Annotated in this window: 12 protein-coding genes; 7 read left to right on the top strand and 5 right to left on the bottom strand. The window is 71.1% G+C overall.

The window, feature by feature from the left end; translation table 11 throughout:
• Window positions 1–77: 77 nt before the first annotated feature.
• Window positions 78–767 (top strand): TetR/AcrR family transcriptional regulator, encoded by a 690-nt coding sequence (locus tag V7E09_RS04955; RefSeq protein ID WP_324512225.1) that lies wholly within the window; start codon window positions 78–80, stop codon window positions 765–767.
• 4 nt (window positions 768–771) lie between these two features.
• On the opposite strand, the gene V7E09_RS04950 is transcribed toward V7E09_RS04955, so the two are convergent.
• The 4 genes from V7E09_RS04950 to rsmI are packed head-to-tail and all read right to left on the bottom strand — an operon-like array spanning window position 772 to window position 4265.
• A complete protein-coding gene (locus tag V7E09_RS04950; protein WP_324512224.1) occupies window positions 772–1689 on the bottom strand; it encodes a 4-(cytidine 5'-diphospho)-2-C-methyl-D-erythritol kinase in 918 nt (305 codons plus the stop codon).
• A gap of 41 nt (window positions 1690–1730) precedes the next feature.
• Complete coding sequence (gene rsmA, locus V7E09_RS04945; RefSeq protein ID WP_324523095.1) at window positions 1731–2579, bottom strand: 16S rRNA (adenine(1518)-N(6)/adenine(1519)-N(6))-dimethyltransferase RsmA; 849 nt, start codon at window positions 2577–2579, stop codon at window positions 1731–1733.
• Window positions 2572–3417: a TatD family hydrolase gene (locus V7E09_RS04940; RefSeq protein WP_324523094.1), complete on the bottom strand. Its 846-nt coding sequence runs from the start codon at window positions 3415–3417 to the stop codon at window positions 2572–2574. The genes rsmA and V7E09_RS04940 overlap by 8 nt, the downstream gene beginning before the upstream one ends.
• On the bottom strand, window positions 3414–4265 hold the full coding sequence (gene rsmI / locus V7E09_RS04935) for a 16S rRNA (cytidine(1402)-2'-O)-methyltransferase (RefSeq protein ID WP_324512221.1): 852 nt from the start codon (window positions 4263–4265) through the stop codon (window positions 3414–3416). The genes V7E09_RS04940 and rsmI overlap by 4 nt, the downstream gene beginning before the upstream one ends.
• A 56-nt stretch (window positions 4266–4321) precedes the next feature.
• Here rsmI and V7E09_RS04930 point away from each other — a divergent pair, with 56 nt between their 5' ends.
• From V7E09_RS04930 to V7E09_RS04920, 3 genes are all read left to right on the top strand, one after another.
• Window positions 4322–5875, top strand: a complete 1554-nt coding sequence (locus V7E09_RS04930; protein WP_324512220.1) for a dolichyl-phosphate-mannose--protein mannosyltransferase — start codon at window positions 4322–4324, stop codon at window positions 5873–5875.
• Window positions 5876–5992: 117 nt separating this feature from the next.
• Window positions 5993–7591 (top strand): ABC transporter substrate-binding protein, encoded by a 1599-nt coding sequence (locus V7E09_RS04925; protein WP_324523093.1) that lies wholly within the window; start codon window positions 5993–5995, stop codon window positions 7589–7591.
• Window positions 7592–7672: 81 nt separating this feature from the next.
• A complete protein-coding gene (locus V7E09_RS04920; RefSeq protein ID WP_324512218.1) occupies window positions 7673–9103 on the top strand; it encodes a uracil-xanthine permease family protein in 1431 nt (476 codons plus the stop codon).
• A 92-nt stretch (window positions 9104–9195) separates the two neighbouring features.
• On the opposite strand, the gene V7E09_RS04915 is transcribed toward V7E09_RS04920, so the two are convergent.
• Entirely contained in the window at window positions 9196–9711 is a 516-nt protein-coding gene (locus V7E09_RS04915; protein ID WP_324512217.1) for a DNA-3-methyladenine glycosylase I, read from the bottom strand.
• Window positions 9712–9784: 73 nt separating this feature from the next.
• On the opposite strand from V7E09_RS04915, the gene V7E09_RS04910 reads away from it, so the two are divergent.
• The 3 genes from V7E09_RS04910 to V7E09_RS04900 all read left to right on the top strand — a co-directional run.
• Window positions 9785–10612: a MerR family transcriptional regulator gene (locus V7E09_RS04910; RefSeq protein ID WP_324523092.1), complete on the top strand. Its 828-nt coding sequence runs from the start codon at window positions 9785–9787 to the stop codon at window positions 10610–10612.
• 140 nt (window positions 10613–10752) lie between these two features.
• Window positions 10753–12723, top strand: coding sequence for a cytochrome c oxidase assembly protein (locus tag V7E09_RS04905; RefSeq protein WP_324523091.1), 1971 nt, complete (start codon window positions 10753–10755; stop codon window positions 12721–12723).
• The coding region (locus tag V7E09_RS04900) for a heavy metal translocating P-type ATPase (protein WP_324523090.1) at window positions 12720–14962 on the top strand (2243 nt) is incomplete at its 3' end. The genes V7E09_RS04905 and V7E09_RS04900, both read left to right, overlap by 4 nt.

Raw genomic sequence — 14962 nt, 5'->3', positions numbered from 1 at the left:
GACGCCCACGCTCCGCACGCGGGCGCCGACGGCGGCCCCCATTGGCGCCCTGACTTGCGGCGCGAGAGACTAGGTGGGTGACCAGTCAGCCGAGCACCGCGCGAGCCCGCCGCGGACGCGTCCGGATGACCCGGGAGCAGCGCCGCCAGCAACTCATCGACGTGGCCCGCGGGCTGTTCGCCGACAAAGGTCTGGACGGCACCTCAGTGGAGGAGATCGCTGCTCACGCCGAAGTCAGCAAGCCCGTGGTGTACGAGCACTTCGGCGGCAAGGAGGGGCTGTACGCGGTCGTCGTCGACCAGGAGGTGCGGCGCCTGCACGATGCGATCTACCAGGCCATCTCGCGTCCCCACGCCGACCCGCGGTCCCTCATCGAGCTCGGGACGCTGGCCCTGCTGGACTACATCGAAGAAGAACCCGACGGGTTCCGGATCATCAGCCGCGATTCCTCCCCGTACGCGCCAGGTGGCACCTTCCAGACGATCCTGTCCAGCATCGGCAGCCGCGTCGAAGGTTTGCTGGCCGCCCAGTTCGACCGCCGCGGCTTCGACCCCGCCACCGCCCCGCTGTACTCCCAGATGCTGGTCGGGCTGGTCGCGCTGGCCGGACAATGGTGGGTCGAGTCGCACAACCAGACGACCCTGACCAAACCGCAGGTCGCCGCGCACCTGGTCAACCTCGCCTGGAACGGCATGCGGAACCTGCAGCCCAAACCGGTGCTGCGCGTCGCCGAGAACCCGCTGCCGCCCGTCGAGGACGCCGAGTAGCGGCTCAGGCGGACAGCAGCCGGGCGCCAGGAACGGGCCCGCACACCCGGCGTACCGCGCGGGCGAGGTCGCTGCCGGCGAGCGCGTTCGACAGCCGCACGGCGGCGTCCTCGTTCTCCGACAGGAACGCGCAGGTGGGGCCCGAGCCGGACACGATGCCCGCCAGGGCACCCGCCGCCAGGCCCGCCTCCAAAACGTCGGCCAGATGCGGCTGCAGGGACACTGCCGCGGGTTGCAGATCGTTGACCAGGTTGTCGGCCACGAGCGCGATGTCGCCGCTGGCCAGGCCCGACAGCAAACCGGGCGGCGTCTGCCGGGCAGGCCCGGCGTCCGGGTTGAGCTCGTCGAAGCGGGCGAACACCTCGGGGGTCGACAACTCCACGTCGGGCAGCGCCAGGACCCAGTGGTAGCTGCCCCGACTCAGCATCGGCACCAGTTCGTCGCCCCGTCCCCGCCCCAGGGCGGTCGAGCCCATCAAGCAGAACGGCACGTCGGCCCCCAGCCCCGCCGCGACCACGGCCAGTTCATCGGGGGTCACGTCGATGTGCCACAGCGTCGCGCAGGCGATGAGTGCCGCCGCGGCGTCTGCCGAACCCCCCGCCATGCCGCCGGTGACGGGGATGGTCTTGCGCAGGGAAAGCTCCACCCCCGGCGAGCGCATCCCGGCGTACTTGGCCAGCGCTTCGGCTGCCCGCAACGCCAGGTTGCTCGCGTCGGTCGGCACCAGCGACGCCTGATCGCCGTGCACGGTGACCTTCCGGACGCCGCGGGGCGCGGGCAGCGCCTCCACTTCGTCGAACAGGGACACCGCCTGGAACACGGTGTCCAGCGGGTGGTAGCCATCGGGGCGACGCCCGCCGACCCGCAACGCGAGGTTGACCTTGCCCGGGGCCCGGACCCTGATCCGCTCGGCCTTCTCCATGCGCCTTTCCTACCAGGCGGGGAGAAACACGGCGAGAGCGTTCACCGTGGAAGCTGCTCGGCGATGGCGACGAAGTCGTCGATCGTCAGCACCTCGCCACGGGCCTGCGGGTCCACTCCTGCGCGCTCCAGCGCCGAGGACGCCGCCGCGGAACCGCCGAACAGCCCCGACAGGGCGCCGCGCAGCATCTTGCGGCGCTGCGCGAAGGCCGCATCCACCACGCTGAACACCTCCACGCGGGACGCCGAGGTCTCCGGGACGGGACGGCGGTGCAGCGCCACCAGCCCCGAGTCGACGTTGGGCACCGGCCAAAACACCTTCGGCGGCACCGTCCCGACCCGCGCCGAGGAGGCATACCAGGCGAGCTTGACGCTGGGGACGCCGTAGACCTTGCTGCCTGGCTGGGCCACCAGCCGGTCGGCGACCTCCAACTGCACCATCACCAGGCCATGCTCGAGGGTGTCGTAGCGCGCCAGGACGTGCAGCAGCACCGGGACGCTGACGTTGTAGGGCAGGTTCGCGACCAGGGCGGTCGGCTGCGGATCCGGCAAGGCGTCCACCTCCAGCGCATCCGCCTCGACGACCGTGAGCCGGTCGGCGGCCTCCGGGAGGCGCTCGGCGACGGTCCGCGGCAGCCGGTGCGCGAGCGAGGCCTCGATCTCGACGGCGGTCACATGCCGCGTGGCCTCCAGCAGCCCGAGGGTGAGGGACCCCAGGCCGGGGCCGACCTCCAGCACGGCATCGTCGGCGCCCACCCCGCTGGCGGCGACGATGCGCCGCACGGTGTTGGCGTCGTGGACGAAGTTCTGCCCGCGCTGCTTGGTGGGACGCAGCCCCAACTCGGCGGCCAGCGCCCGGATGGTGCGCGGATCCAGCAGTCCCTCAGCCATGACTCCCCCAGTTCCCGAACAGCGCGGTCGCGTTCGCGGCCAGCGCGGCGCAGACCTCCTCCACCGGCTCGCCCCGCAGGGCGGCCAGGAACCGCACGGTGTGCGGCAGCAGGTAGGACGCGTTGGGACGCCCCCGCACCGGCACCGGCGTCAGGTAGGGCGCGTCGGTCTCGGCGAGCAGCCGATCGGCTGGGGTGATCCGGGCGGCCTCCCGCAGCGCCTCGTTGGCCTTGAATGTCACCGTGCCGGGGAACGACAGGTAGGCGCCGCGATCCAGGCAGCGCCGCGCCAGATCCGCGTCCCCGGAGAAACAGTGGAACTGCACCCGCGTCGGCCAGCCCTCCGCGTCCAGGACGTCGAGCAGATCGTGGTGCGCGTCCCGGTCGTGGACGACCAGCGCGAGGTCATGCTCCCGCGCCCATCCGATGTGGGCGGCGAAGGCGTCGCGCTGGACGGCCCGGCCCGGCTCATCGGTGACCCAGTAGTAGTCCAGGCCGGTCTCCCCCACCGCACGGATCCGATCGGTGCTGCCGAGCAGCGCCTCGACGCCGCGCAGCGCCTCGTCCAGCCCGTCGCCCAGTTCCACCGCGTCGTGCGGGTGAATCGCGACCGCGGCGATCACCGCGTCGTGGGCCTGCGCCTCCTGAACGGCCCCCACCGAGCTGGGCAGGTCACAGCCGACGTCCACGACGCGGTCGATGCCGACGGCGGCGGCCCGCTCCAGCAGGTCGGCCACGCCGACCCCGGTCTTCGTGGCCGTGGAGGCCAGGTGGGTGTGCGCGTCGGTGGTGGCCACCGGCAGCCGCTCCGGGGCCGGTGGCAGTGCGGGCGCGATCATGCGCGTTCCTTCCGTGCGGCCAGCGCCGCATCGTAGAGGGCCTGCTTGGTCACGCCGTGGCGCTCGGCGGCGGCGCTGACGGCGGCCTTGAACCGCTCCCCCGCATCGACCTGCGTCAACACGTCGGCGACGGCATCGGGAAGCGACCCTGCCCGCGGCACGGCGCCCGCGACGACGACGGTGATCTCGCCGCGCACCTCCCCGGTCGCCCACGCTGCCAGTTCACCGAGGGTGCCGCGCAGCACCTCCTCATACGTCTTGGTGAGTTCACGGCACACGACGGCGGGACGCTCGGCGCCGAGTTCCGCGGCGGCGTCGGCGAGGAAGGCCGCCAGCCGATGCGGGGCCTCGAAGAAGACCATGGTGCGGCGTTCGCCCGCCAACTCGCTCAGGATGCGTCGGCGCTCCCCGGGCTTGCGGGAGACGAACCCCTCGAACGTGAACCGGTCGCTCGGCAGCCCCGACACCGCCAGCGCGGTGAGCACCGCGGAAGGCCCCGGAACGGCCGTCACCCGGACCCCCGCCTCGGCGGCGGCCTGGACGATCCGGAACCCGGGATCGGACACCACCGGCATGCCCGCATCGGTCACCACCACCACGGTGGCGCCCTCGCGCAGGGACGTCAGCAGGCCCTCGACGCGTCCGGCCTCGTTGCCCTCGAAGTACGACACGACGCTCGCGGCGGGCTCCAGCCCCAGGCGTCGGCACAGTTCCTTGAACCGGCGGGTGTCCTCGGCGGCGATGACGTCGGCGGCGAGGAGCGCGCGGCGCAACGCCGGGCTCGCGTCCTCGACGTCACCGATCGGCGTCGCGGCCAGCACCAGGACTCCGGGTTCGGTCTGATTCACGCCCCCAGTATGGCGAACCCGCATCCGCCCGGGTGCGGACAGGTCCGATGGCTACCATGGCCGTCGTGACCTTGGACCGGCTGCGCGACGGCGTGCGCGACAACCCCTGGATCAGTTGGGGGGTCACCCTGGCGATCGGACTGCTGGCCTTCGTGATCCGCCTCGTCAACGTCGGGTATCCCCGGACGATCATCTTCGACGAGACGTACTACGCCAAGGACGCCTGGTCGCTGCTCCAGTTCGGCTACGAGGCCGAATGGTCCGGGACGGGCGTCAACGAGCAGATCGTCAACGGGGACCTGTCCGGCCTGACCGCGACGGGGTCGTTCATCGTGCATCCCTCCGTCGGGAAGTGGCTGATCGCCCTCGGCGAGGCTGCCTTCGGGATGAACAGCTTCGGGTGGCGGATCGCCGCCGTCGTGTTCGGGTCGCTGCTGGTCGTCGCCACCATCCGCCTGACCCGGCGGCTGTCGCGCTCCCTGCTGATCGGCGCCCTCGCCGGGATCCTGCTGACCTTCGACGGCCTCGCGTTCACCATGAGCCGGATCGCGTTGCTCGACGTGTTCCAGGCGACCTTCCTCGTCGCGGCCGTCGCGGCCCTGGTCGCCGACCGGGACCACCATCGCCACAAGCTCGCCGACGCGATCGAGGCCCGCGGCTGGACCGACCTGCGCGGCGAGTTCGGCCCCGTGCTGTGGTGGCGGCCCTGGCGGTGGGTCGCCGGGTTGCTCTTCGGGCTGGCCGTGGCCACCAAGTGGAACTCCCTGTTCGCCCTGGCGGCGTTCGGCGTCCTCAGCGTGCTGTGGGACGTCGGTGCCCGCCGGCTGGCGGGAGCCGGTTTCGTGTCGTGGACGTCGATCCTGCGCGAGGGCCTGACCGCTTTCGTGGCCCTGGTCGGCACCACGTTCGTCGTCTATCTGGCCTCCTGGAGCGGCTGGCTGGCCACCTCGGGCGGCTGGGGCCGCCAGTGGGGCGCCGAGAACCCCGACCACCCCTGGGTGGCGGCGTTCGGCACCGGCCTGGCCTCCCTGCTGCACTACCACCAGGAGATCTACAACTTCCACACCGGCGACTACATGCGTCAGCAGACCCACCCCTACGACGCTCACCCCGCCGGCTGGCTGCTCATGCTGCGTCCGATCAGCTTCGACGCCACCAACGCGATCCCCGCCGGGACCGACGGCTGCGCGGGCCCGGAGACGTGCGTCCGGGTCATCGTCGGCATGGGGACCCCCATCCTGTGGTGGCTCGCCGCCATCGCATTGGTCATCGCCGCCATCTGGTGGATCGCCGGGCGGGACTGGCGCTTCGGCGTCCCCGTCGTCGCCGTGCTGTCCCTGTGGCTGCCCTGGTTCGCGTCCGCCGACCGGCCCGAGTTCTTCTTCTACGCGATCACCCTCATCCCGTTCACCGTCGCCGCCCTCGCGATGGCGTTCGGGCTGCTCATCGGGCCGCCCGGCTCGCCGGGGCGGCGACGCGGCGCGATCATCGCCGGGACACTGACCGGCCTGGTGGTGGCCAACTTCGCCTACCTGTATCCCGTCCTCACCGACGCCTCATTGCCCTACAGCCAGTGGCTGGCGCGCATGTGGCTGCGTTCCTGGATCTAGCCGTTTGCCGAACTGTGACCTAACCGATGGCAATCGTGACCTGTTCGTGCGGAAGCCCCGCGGCCTGGGGAATAGGCTGATTCCCGGCCTCAACCCCGAGACACACAGGAGGTGTCCGTGAACGTCCGGCGCCTCGTACCGGCACTGTGCGCCGTGCTCGCATTGACGCTCGCGGCCTGCACCACGGGCTCGTCACCGACCCCCAGCCCCACCGCGGCCATTCCCGCGACGGCCACCCGCGACGTCAACGCGCTGCCCCGCGACCGGGTGCGCGACGGCGGCCTGCTGCGGTTCTCCCTCACGACGCTGCCCAACCAGTGGAACCCCCGCCACGCCGACGCCGCCGCCGAGGACGCCTCCCGGATCCTGGCCCCCCTGACACCGCAGCACTTCACCCTGGATGCGGCCGGCCGCGCCACGGCCAACCCCGACTTCATCGTGTCCGTGGAGGTGGAGAACTCCCCGGCGACCAGGGTGACGCTTCACCTCAACCCTCTCGCACGGTGGGGGGACGGGACGAAGATCACCGCCGACGACTGGATCGCAACCTGGCGGGTGGCGACCGGACGCGTCGCCGGCGTGACCGCCTCCAACCTGCCGGGGTGGCAGCGGGTCACCGAGGTCGCCGCCGGAGACACCCCCGCCGATGTCGTCATCACCTTCAGCGGTTCGGAGCCCGACTGGGCCGAGCCCCTCGTCGCCGGTCCGCTGCGCGGCAGCGCCGTCGGCAGCGCGGACGCGTGGTCGTGGACGACCTACGACGCCTCCCGGTACGCATCCCCGTTCACGGTGACCCACGTCGACACCGTCCAGGGGGTCATCACCCTGCAGCGCAACCCGCTGTGGTGGGGCGACTCGCCCAAGCTCGACCAGATCATGTTCCGCACCGTCCAGCCGGAGGCCGTCGCCGCCGCGTTCCAGCACAACGAGCTCGACGTGTGGGAGATCGGCAGCTCCGAGGATCGCCTGCAGCAGAGCAAGGCTGCCGCCGACACCACCCTGCGCACGGCGCCCAGCAAACGCGGCCGGATCCTCCAGATCGCCACCACCGGCGCCCTGTCCGACATCAAGGTCCGACGCGGCGTCATCCAGGCCATCGACCGGGCGACTCTCGCCGCCGTGGAACTGGATGTGGCCCCCGGCACCGTGACGGCGTGGTCGAACCTGCTGCTGCTGCCCACGCAGCCCGGCTACGTGGATGAGGCGCGCGCCACCGGGGTCTCCTTCGACGCGGCCCAGGCGTCCACGACGCTCACGCAGGCGGGCTGGGTGACCGGCAGCGACGGCCTGCGCCGTCAGAACGGCCAGGCGTTGGAGCTCACCTACACGCTCGACCCCGCCGACTCGGCCGCGAACACCGAGTTCACCCAGCTCAGCGGCCAACTGCTGGCGGTGGGGATCACGTTGCTGCCGGTGTCCCACGGCGGCGATCTGACCCCGGAGAAGGTCACGGTCAGCCCGTTCCCGCTGGCTCACCTGCCCGCCGCCGCGACGCAGACCCTCTACAGCGACCTGGTAACCAAGATCTCGACCGAACAGGACGCCGTTCGCCGCGCCGATCAAGCCGGCCAGTTGGCCCGCGCGCTGTGGCAGGAAGCCACCACGGTGACCCTGTATCAGATCCCGCAACAGGTCGCCGTTCGTGACGGGCTGGCCAACTATGGTGCCCCCGCCTTCGGCTCGACCGACTGGGAAGACGTGGGCTGGGCATCCTGATCCACGCTGGTCGGATCACGGTACTGTGCAGCCGTTTGGCCTCGTAGCCGACGGTTGGCCACGTACTCGTAAGGATGCCCGATGGCGTTGTGGAAGCTTCACGGTGACGGTTCTCTCAAGCTCGGTGAGGTGGTCGCGCCCCACGAACGGTTGAGCTGGGGCAAGACCATCGGGCTGGGTGCCCAGCACGTGGTGGCCATGTTCGGCGCCACCTTCGTGTTCCCGCTCCTGATGGGGCTCAACCCGCAGTTGGCCGTCATGATGTCGGGCATCGCGACGCTGGTGTTCCTCCTGGTCGTGAAGGGCAAGGTCCCCAGCTATCTGGGCTCGTCCGCGTCCTTCGTGGGGGTCGCGACCGCGATCTACTCGGCGGGCGGCAACCCATCCGACCTGACCGGAGCCATGTTCTGGGTCGGCGTCCTGCTGCTCATCGTCGGCCTGATCATCAGCGCGGTCGGCGCCAAGGTGATCCACCGGGCCCTGCCGCCGGTGGTGACCGGCGGCGTGGTCATGCTGATCGGCTTCAACCTGGCCCCGGTCGTCGCGAACACGTACTGGCCCCAAGACCAGTGGGTGGCGCTGGTGACGATGCTGCTCGTGGTGGTGCTGAGCGTCGGGGTGAAGGGCTTCATCGGACGCATCGCGATCTTCGTGTCGTTGATCTTCGGCTACGTCCTGAGCTGGCTGCTGGACGTGCTGACCGGCCCCATCACCGCCTTCTCATCCTCGGCCGGAGAGGTGACCACCCACCTGCGGGTCGACTGGTCCGGCGTCGCCGACGCCGCGTGGCTCGGGCTGCCCCCGGTCACGAACCTGTCCACCTGGCAATGGCACGCCGACACCAACGTCGTCGGCTTCCACCTGCCGCACTTCAACATGGCCTTCGCGCTGATCGCCCTGCCGGTCGTCATCGCGCTGATCGCGGAGAACACCGGCCACGTCAAGGCTGTCGCCGAGATGACCGGGGAGAACCTCGACAAGCAGATGGGCCCGGCGATCGCCGCGGACGGCGCCACCTCCATGCTGGCCACCCTCGCCGGCGCGGGCCCCACCACCACCTATGCGGAGAACATCGGCGTCATGGCGTCCACGCGGGTGTACTCCTCGGCCGCCTACGTCGTTGCGGCGCTCGTGGCGATCCTGTTCGGCTTCTCGCCGAAGTTCGGCGCCATCATCTCCGCGACGCCCGGCGGCGTCCTGGGCGGCATCACCGTCGTGCTGTACGGCATGATCGGCCTGCTCGGGGCCAAGATCTGGAAGGAGAACCAGGTCGACTTCGGCAACCCGGTCAATCTCGTCCCCGTCGCCGCGGGCATCATCATCGGCGTCGGCGACGTCTCCTTGAACTTCGGGAACTGGCAGCTCAGCGGCATCGCGTTCGGCACCCTGGTGACCGTCATCGTCTACCACCTCGCCCACCGGCTGGCACCGGCCGAACTCAAGGACAACCCGGAGGGCGCCGTGCTGATCGTGGACCGGCCGGGCGCCTACAAGGGAGATCCCGAAGACTGACGCCGCCGGGCGCGAACGTGCGCCCACCACGGCTCACCGAGGGCGACGCGGGGCTCCGCGTCGCCCTCGCTGGTGCGGCCCCAGGTCGCGTCTCAGGGCAGGCGATGTTCCAGGAGCCCGATGGCCTGCATGAGGGCGAACATCGTCACCGGGCCCACGAAGACGTAGCCACGCCCCTTCAGGGCCGCCGCCAGCGCGACCGACTCGGGCGACTGCGCCGCCCCGACCCCATCGCCCGGGTCGGCGGGCTGAAACGACCACACCAGTTCGGCCAGATCCTCTCCGGCCGCCGTCAGGGCGACGGTCGCCCGCGCGTTCGTGATCGCCGCCTCGATCTTGCGCCGGTTGCGGACGATGCCCGCATCGGTCATGAGCCGCTCGACGTCGGCCTGACCGAAACGGGCCACCGTCGCCGGATCGAACCCGGCGAACGCCGCCCGGAAGGCGGGACGCTTGCGCAGCACCGTCTCCCAGCTCAGCCCCGACTGGAATCCCTCCAGCGTGATCCGTTCGTACACCCCCGGGGTGTCGCGGACCGGCAGCCCCCACTCGTGGTCGTAGTACTCCCGCAGCAGATCGGACGTCTCGGCCCAGGCAGGTCGGTTCATGCCGACAGGTTAGGCCCGTCGCGTCACCGCCCCCGGTTGCACCTGACACAGTGTCAGGGTGTCGAGTGAAGCCATGGATCCATTGCTGGCGATCGGGGTGTTCTCCCGGCTGAGCGCCATCAGCGTCCGCATGCTGCGGCACTATCAGGGGTTCGGGATCCTCGAACCCGCCCGGGTCGACCCGTTCACCGGACACCGGTTCTACCGGCCCGAGCAACTCGTCACCGCCCACTGGGTGGTGCGACTGCGTGACGCGGGACTGCCCGTCAGTGAGATCGGCCGGGTGCTCGCAGCCACCGATGATCCTGGCCTGCTTCGGCGTCTCCTGAGCGAGCATCATGCGCGGCTGGACGCCGACCGGCTCACCCTGGAGCGCCGCGAGGAGGCCTTCCGTCACCTCACCACCTACCTGGAGGCAGCCACCATGACCATCGACGTACGCATCGAGACCTTGCCCGCCCTGACCGTCGCAGCGCTGCGACGCGTCCTGCCCGACTACGGCTCCGAAGGGCTGCTGTGGCAGGAGATCGGGGCCCTGATGGCCGCTGACGGGGCGGCCATACCCGAGCACGACGCCGGGATCGGCGGTGCCACCTTCTGGGACCCCGACCATCGCGAGAGCGATGTCGACGTCGAGGTCTGGCTGCAGGTGGCCCAGCCGTTCGCCGCGACCGCCCCGCTGACCTGCCAGGAGGTGCCGCCACGGCAGGTGGTCCTCGCCACGCTGCGCGGCAGCTACGACGGAATGGGGGACGTCACCGCCGCCCTGGGCAGCTTCCTGGCCGCGCATCGGTTGGAGCCAGGGCCCATGTTCAACATCTACCGGGTGAGCCCCGTGCAGAATCCCGACCCCGCCTCCTGGGTGACCGACGTCTGCTTCCCGATCCGCACCGGCGATTGACGCGGACGGCCCGGAAGCCGCGGGACGCCGGGGCGGGTCTCCGCGGCCCCGGGCCGGGGTGCGCTCGTGAGGGGCGTCCGCAGCCCCCGGGGTTAGACTCGCCCACGATCCGGTTTCCGTCCTCGAGTTGAGGTTGCCCTGTGAGCACGTCGCACGCCCCGCGCATACCGAGCACCGCGCTGCTGGTCGCGCTGGCCGCCGTCGTGGTCGGTGCCTACGTCACGGTGTGGCTCGTGGGGCTCGACCTCGCCGTCCGGCCGCCGCTGCCCGCCCGGCTGCAGGCTGACGACGTCACCGGGCTGGTCTCCCTGATCGGCGACCTGACGGCCCGGCTGTCCGCGATCGGCGCCCTCGGCTTCTGCGTCGCGGCCCTCGGGTCGGGCATGACCGAGGGGACGCTGTCGGAGCGCGGGCACCGGTTCGCCGCCGCCGCCGGACGCCTCGCACAGGTCTGGTTCGCGGCCTCCGTGCTCAACACGTTCGCCAACCCCGCCTACGTCAACGGCGTCGGACTCCACACCACCCTCACGCCCGCCACCTGGTGGATCTTCCTGTGGGCCTCCCCGTCGGCGCTGGCGTGGCTCGCCTCCGCGCTCGTGGCCCTGGGATGCGTCGTCGCCGGGTACCTGTCGCGGCGATGGGCGACCTTCGCATGGTGCTGGGGACTCGGGGTCGCCGCGCTGCTGTTCGTGGCCGTGACCGGCAACGTCACGGTCGGCCTCAACCACGACTGGGCCACCGACGCCGCCGTGATCGCGACGCTGACCGCCGTCCCGCTGATGACCTTGGCGCTGGGGGCGTGGCTGCTCGGCACCGAGGACGCGGCGCGCCGCTACCAACGGATCGCCCTCCCGTTGCTCGTGACCGCCATCGCTGGTCAGTCGCTCATCGCCTGGCAGCAACTGGCGGGCGTCTCCCCCACCGCCACGCCCTACGGCGGCTGGCAGCTCGCCATGGCGGGCATCGCAGCCTTGTGGACGCTGAGCTGGGTGGTCCGGGCGCTCCGCGGGCCGCGTCCCGGCTGGGGGATCGGGCGTGACGTCCTGCTCGCCGTGGCCTACCTGGCCTGCCTGACGGCGGAGAATCACGTGCCTCCGCCCCGGTTCCTGGAGCCGCAGACCGTCATGATCAACTACCTGGGCTACCAGGTGCAGGTGGGGCCGACCATCGAGCGGCTGGTGTCGCTGGGGCGTCCGAACCTGTTGTGGGTGGTCATCGTCGTCGTTGCGATCGGCTGGTACGTCACCGCCTGGCTGCGGGCCCGGCGGCTGGGCCGGCCCTACCCGGCGCTGCGGCTGCTGGCCTGGTGCGCCGCGTGGGCGCTGACGCTGTTCCTGGCCGTGACCGGGCTGTGGGAGTACTCCACGGTGCAGTACACCTGGCACATGGTCGTGCACATGACGATCAACATGATGGTGCCCGTGCTGGCGGTTCTCGGCGGCCCGCTGGGCCTGATCCGCGCCGCCTCGGATCCCGCCCCCGGCCGCGTGGGGGCCGCCGCGGCCCTGGACGCGCTGGAGGCGTCGCGACCCTGGCAGGTCCTGACCAGCCCGCTGGTGGCCTGGCTGCTGTACGTCGGCAGCCTGTTCGTCGTCTACTTCACCCCGGCGTTCTCCTACCTGATGAAGTACCACTGGGCGCACCAGCTCATGCTGCTGTTCTTCATGGCGACCGGCTACCTGTTCTTCGATCACATCATCGGCACCGACAAGGCCGGACGCCAGCTCCCGCATCTGCTGAAGCTGGCGCTGGTGATCTCGATCATGCCGTTCCACGCGATCTTCGCGGTGAGCATCCTGTCCAGCCGCACCCTGATCGGCGCCGACTTCTACGAGACGCTCGCCGTGCCGTGGATCACCGATCTGCTCGCCGAGCAGAACACCGCCGGTCAGGCGACGTGGTTCCTGGGCGAGGTCCCGCTGTTCCTGGTGATCGCGGTGCTGGCGGCGCAGTGGTTCCGGCAGGACAGCAAAGACGCCGCCGAGATCGACGCCGCCGACGACTCCGGCGACGACGACTCCTTCGACGCCTACAACGACATGCTGGCCGAGCTGGCCCGCCGGGACCGCCAAGCCGACCTGGACGAACACCGAGCGAGGTTCACCCCATGAGCGTCGACGCCGAAGCCACCCCGAGCGCCCTGGACCAGCGGGTCGAGCTCGACATCTCCGGGATGACGTGCGCCGCCTGCGCCTCCCGGATCGAGAAGAAGCTCAACAAGATGGACGGCGTCCGCGCCACCGTCAACTACGCCACCGAGCGCGCGGTCGTGCTGGGGCTCCCCCCCGTGCGCGCGGAGGAGGCCGTCGCCGTCGTCGAGAAGGCGGGGTACGGCGCCAGCGAGGTCCGTGAGGGTGAGGAGTCGCAGGGGTACACCGACCGGGTCACGATGTTGCGCAACCGGCTCGTGGTGGCCGCCCTGCTGACGGTCCCGCTCGGCGATGTCGCCATCGTGCTGGCGCTGGCCCCCCAGATGCGTTTCCCCGGCTGGCAATGGGTGCTGCTGGTGGCCGCGATCCCCGTGGTCTTCTGGTGCGCGTGGCCGTTCCACAAGGCGGCCTGGCGGAACCTGCGGCACGGCAGCACCTCGATGGACACCCTGGTCTCGCTCGGCATTCTCGCGGCGTTCAGCTGGTCGCTGATCTCCACGATCCTCGGCGCCGAGGACCATGAGGGGTTCTGGCTGGGCTACGGCATCGCACCCGGGGGCGCGGACTCGCTGTACCTGGAGGTCGCCGCCGCCGTCACCACATTCCTGCTGGGCGGCCGCTACATGGAGGCCCGCTCCAAGCGATCGGCCCGCAGCGTCCTCTCAGCGCTGGCGAAGCTGGCCCCGAGTTCGGTCCGCGTGATCCGCGACGGCGTCGAGGCCGTCATCCCGATCGGCGAGCTGCGGGTCGGGGACCGGTTCGCGGTCCGTCCGGGCGAACGGATCGCCACCGACGGCACCGTCGTGCTGGGTTCCTCGGCCCTCGACACGTCGATGATGACGGGCGAGCCGATTCCCCGCGAGGTCACCGAGGGCGACACGGTGCTCGGCGGCACCGTGAACACCACGGGCGCCCTCATCGTGCGCGCAGACCGGGTGGGGGCCCACACGCAGCTGGCGCAGATGGCCGCCACCGCCGAGCAGGCCCAGGCCCGCAAGGCGTCCGTGCAGACCCAGGTCGACAAAGTGGTGTCGTGGTTCGTCCCGGCGGTGCTGGTGATCGCGTTGGTCACGCTGACGATCTGGCTGCTGGCCGGGGGCGGCCCGCGGGCCAGCTTCAGCGCGGCGTTGAGCGTCTTGATCATCGCGTGCCCGTGCGCGCTCGGCCTCGCCACCCCCACCGCCCTGATGGTCGGCGTCGGCCGCGGTGGCCAGCTGGGCATTCTCATCAAGGGCCCGGACGCACTGGAGGCGTCCGGGGTGATCGACACGGTCGTGCTGGACAAGACCGGCACGCTCACCACGGGCGCCATGACCGCCACCGAGGTGCACACGTTCGGCGACGCTTCCGCCGAGTCGGTGTTGCGCGTCGCGGCGGCCGTCGAGGAGCAGTCGGAGCACCCGCTGGCCCGTGCGGTCGTCCGGCGGGCCTCCGAGGCGGAGCTGAGCTGGCCGCGCGCCACCGACGTCACCGCTCTTCCCGGACGCGGCGCGTCCGGTCGGGTCGAGGGCGACGAGGTGCTGGTCGGCAACCCCGCCCTGCTGGGCGAGCGTGGCGTCGAGGTGCCCGCCGACGCGCTGGCGTGCGTCGAGGCCGCCGCGAACCAGGCCGCCAACGCCGTGCTGGTCGCGGCCGGGGGGCGCTGCCTGGGAGCGATCACGGTCGCCGACGCCCTGAAAGAGTCGGCGCCTGGGGCGATCGCCCGGCTGAAGCGCATGGGGCTGCGCACCGTCCTGCTCACCGGGGACCGGCGCGCCGCCGCCGACATCGTGGGCGGCCTGGTCGGCGTCGACGAGGTGATCGCCGAGGTGCTGCCGACGGAGAAGGCTGCCGTCATCGAGCGGCTGCAAGCCGAGGGGCGACGGGTCGCGATGGTGGGCGACGGCATCAACGACGCCGCCGCCCTGGCCTCGGCCAACCTCGGGCTGGCGGTGGTGTCGGGCACCGATGTGGCGCTGAAGTCGGCCGACATCATCTTGGTGCGCCGCAACCTCAACGTGATCCCGGACGCCATCGGTTTGGCTCGCAGGACGCTGCGCACCATTCGCGGCAACCTGCTGTGGGCTTTCGGCTACAACGTCGCGGCGATCCCCCTGGCGGCGTTCGGGCTGCTCAACCCCCTGATCGCCGGATTCGCGATGAGTCTGTCGAGCGTCTTCGTCGTCACGAACTCGACCCGCCTGCGACGGTTCAAGCCCGG

The sequence above is a fragment of the Propioniciclava sp. genome (genome assembly GCF_036744435.1).
GTDB lineage: Bacteria > Actinomycetota > Actinomycetes > Propionibacteriales > Propionibacteriaceae > Propioniciclava.
Note: the sequence above shows the minus strand (reverse complement) of the source record. Positions and strands in the feature narration are given on the sequence as shown.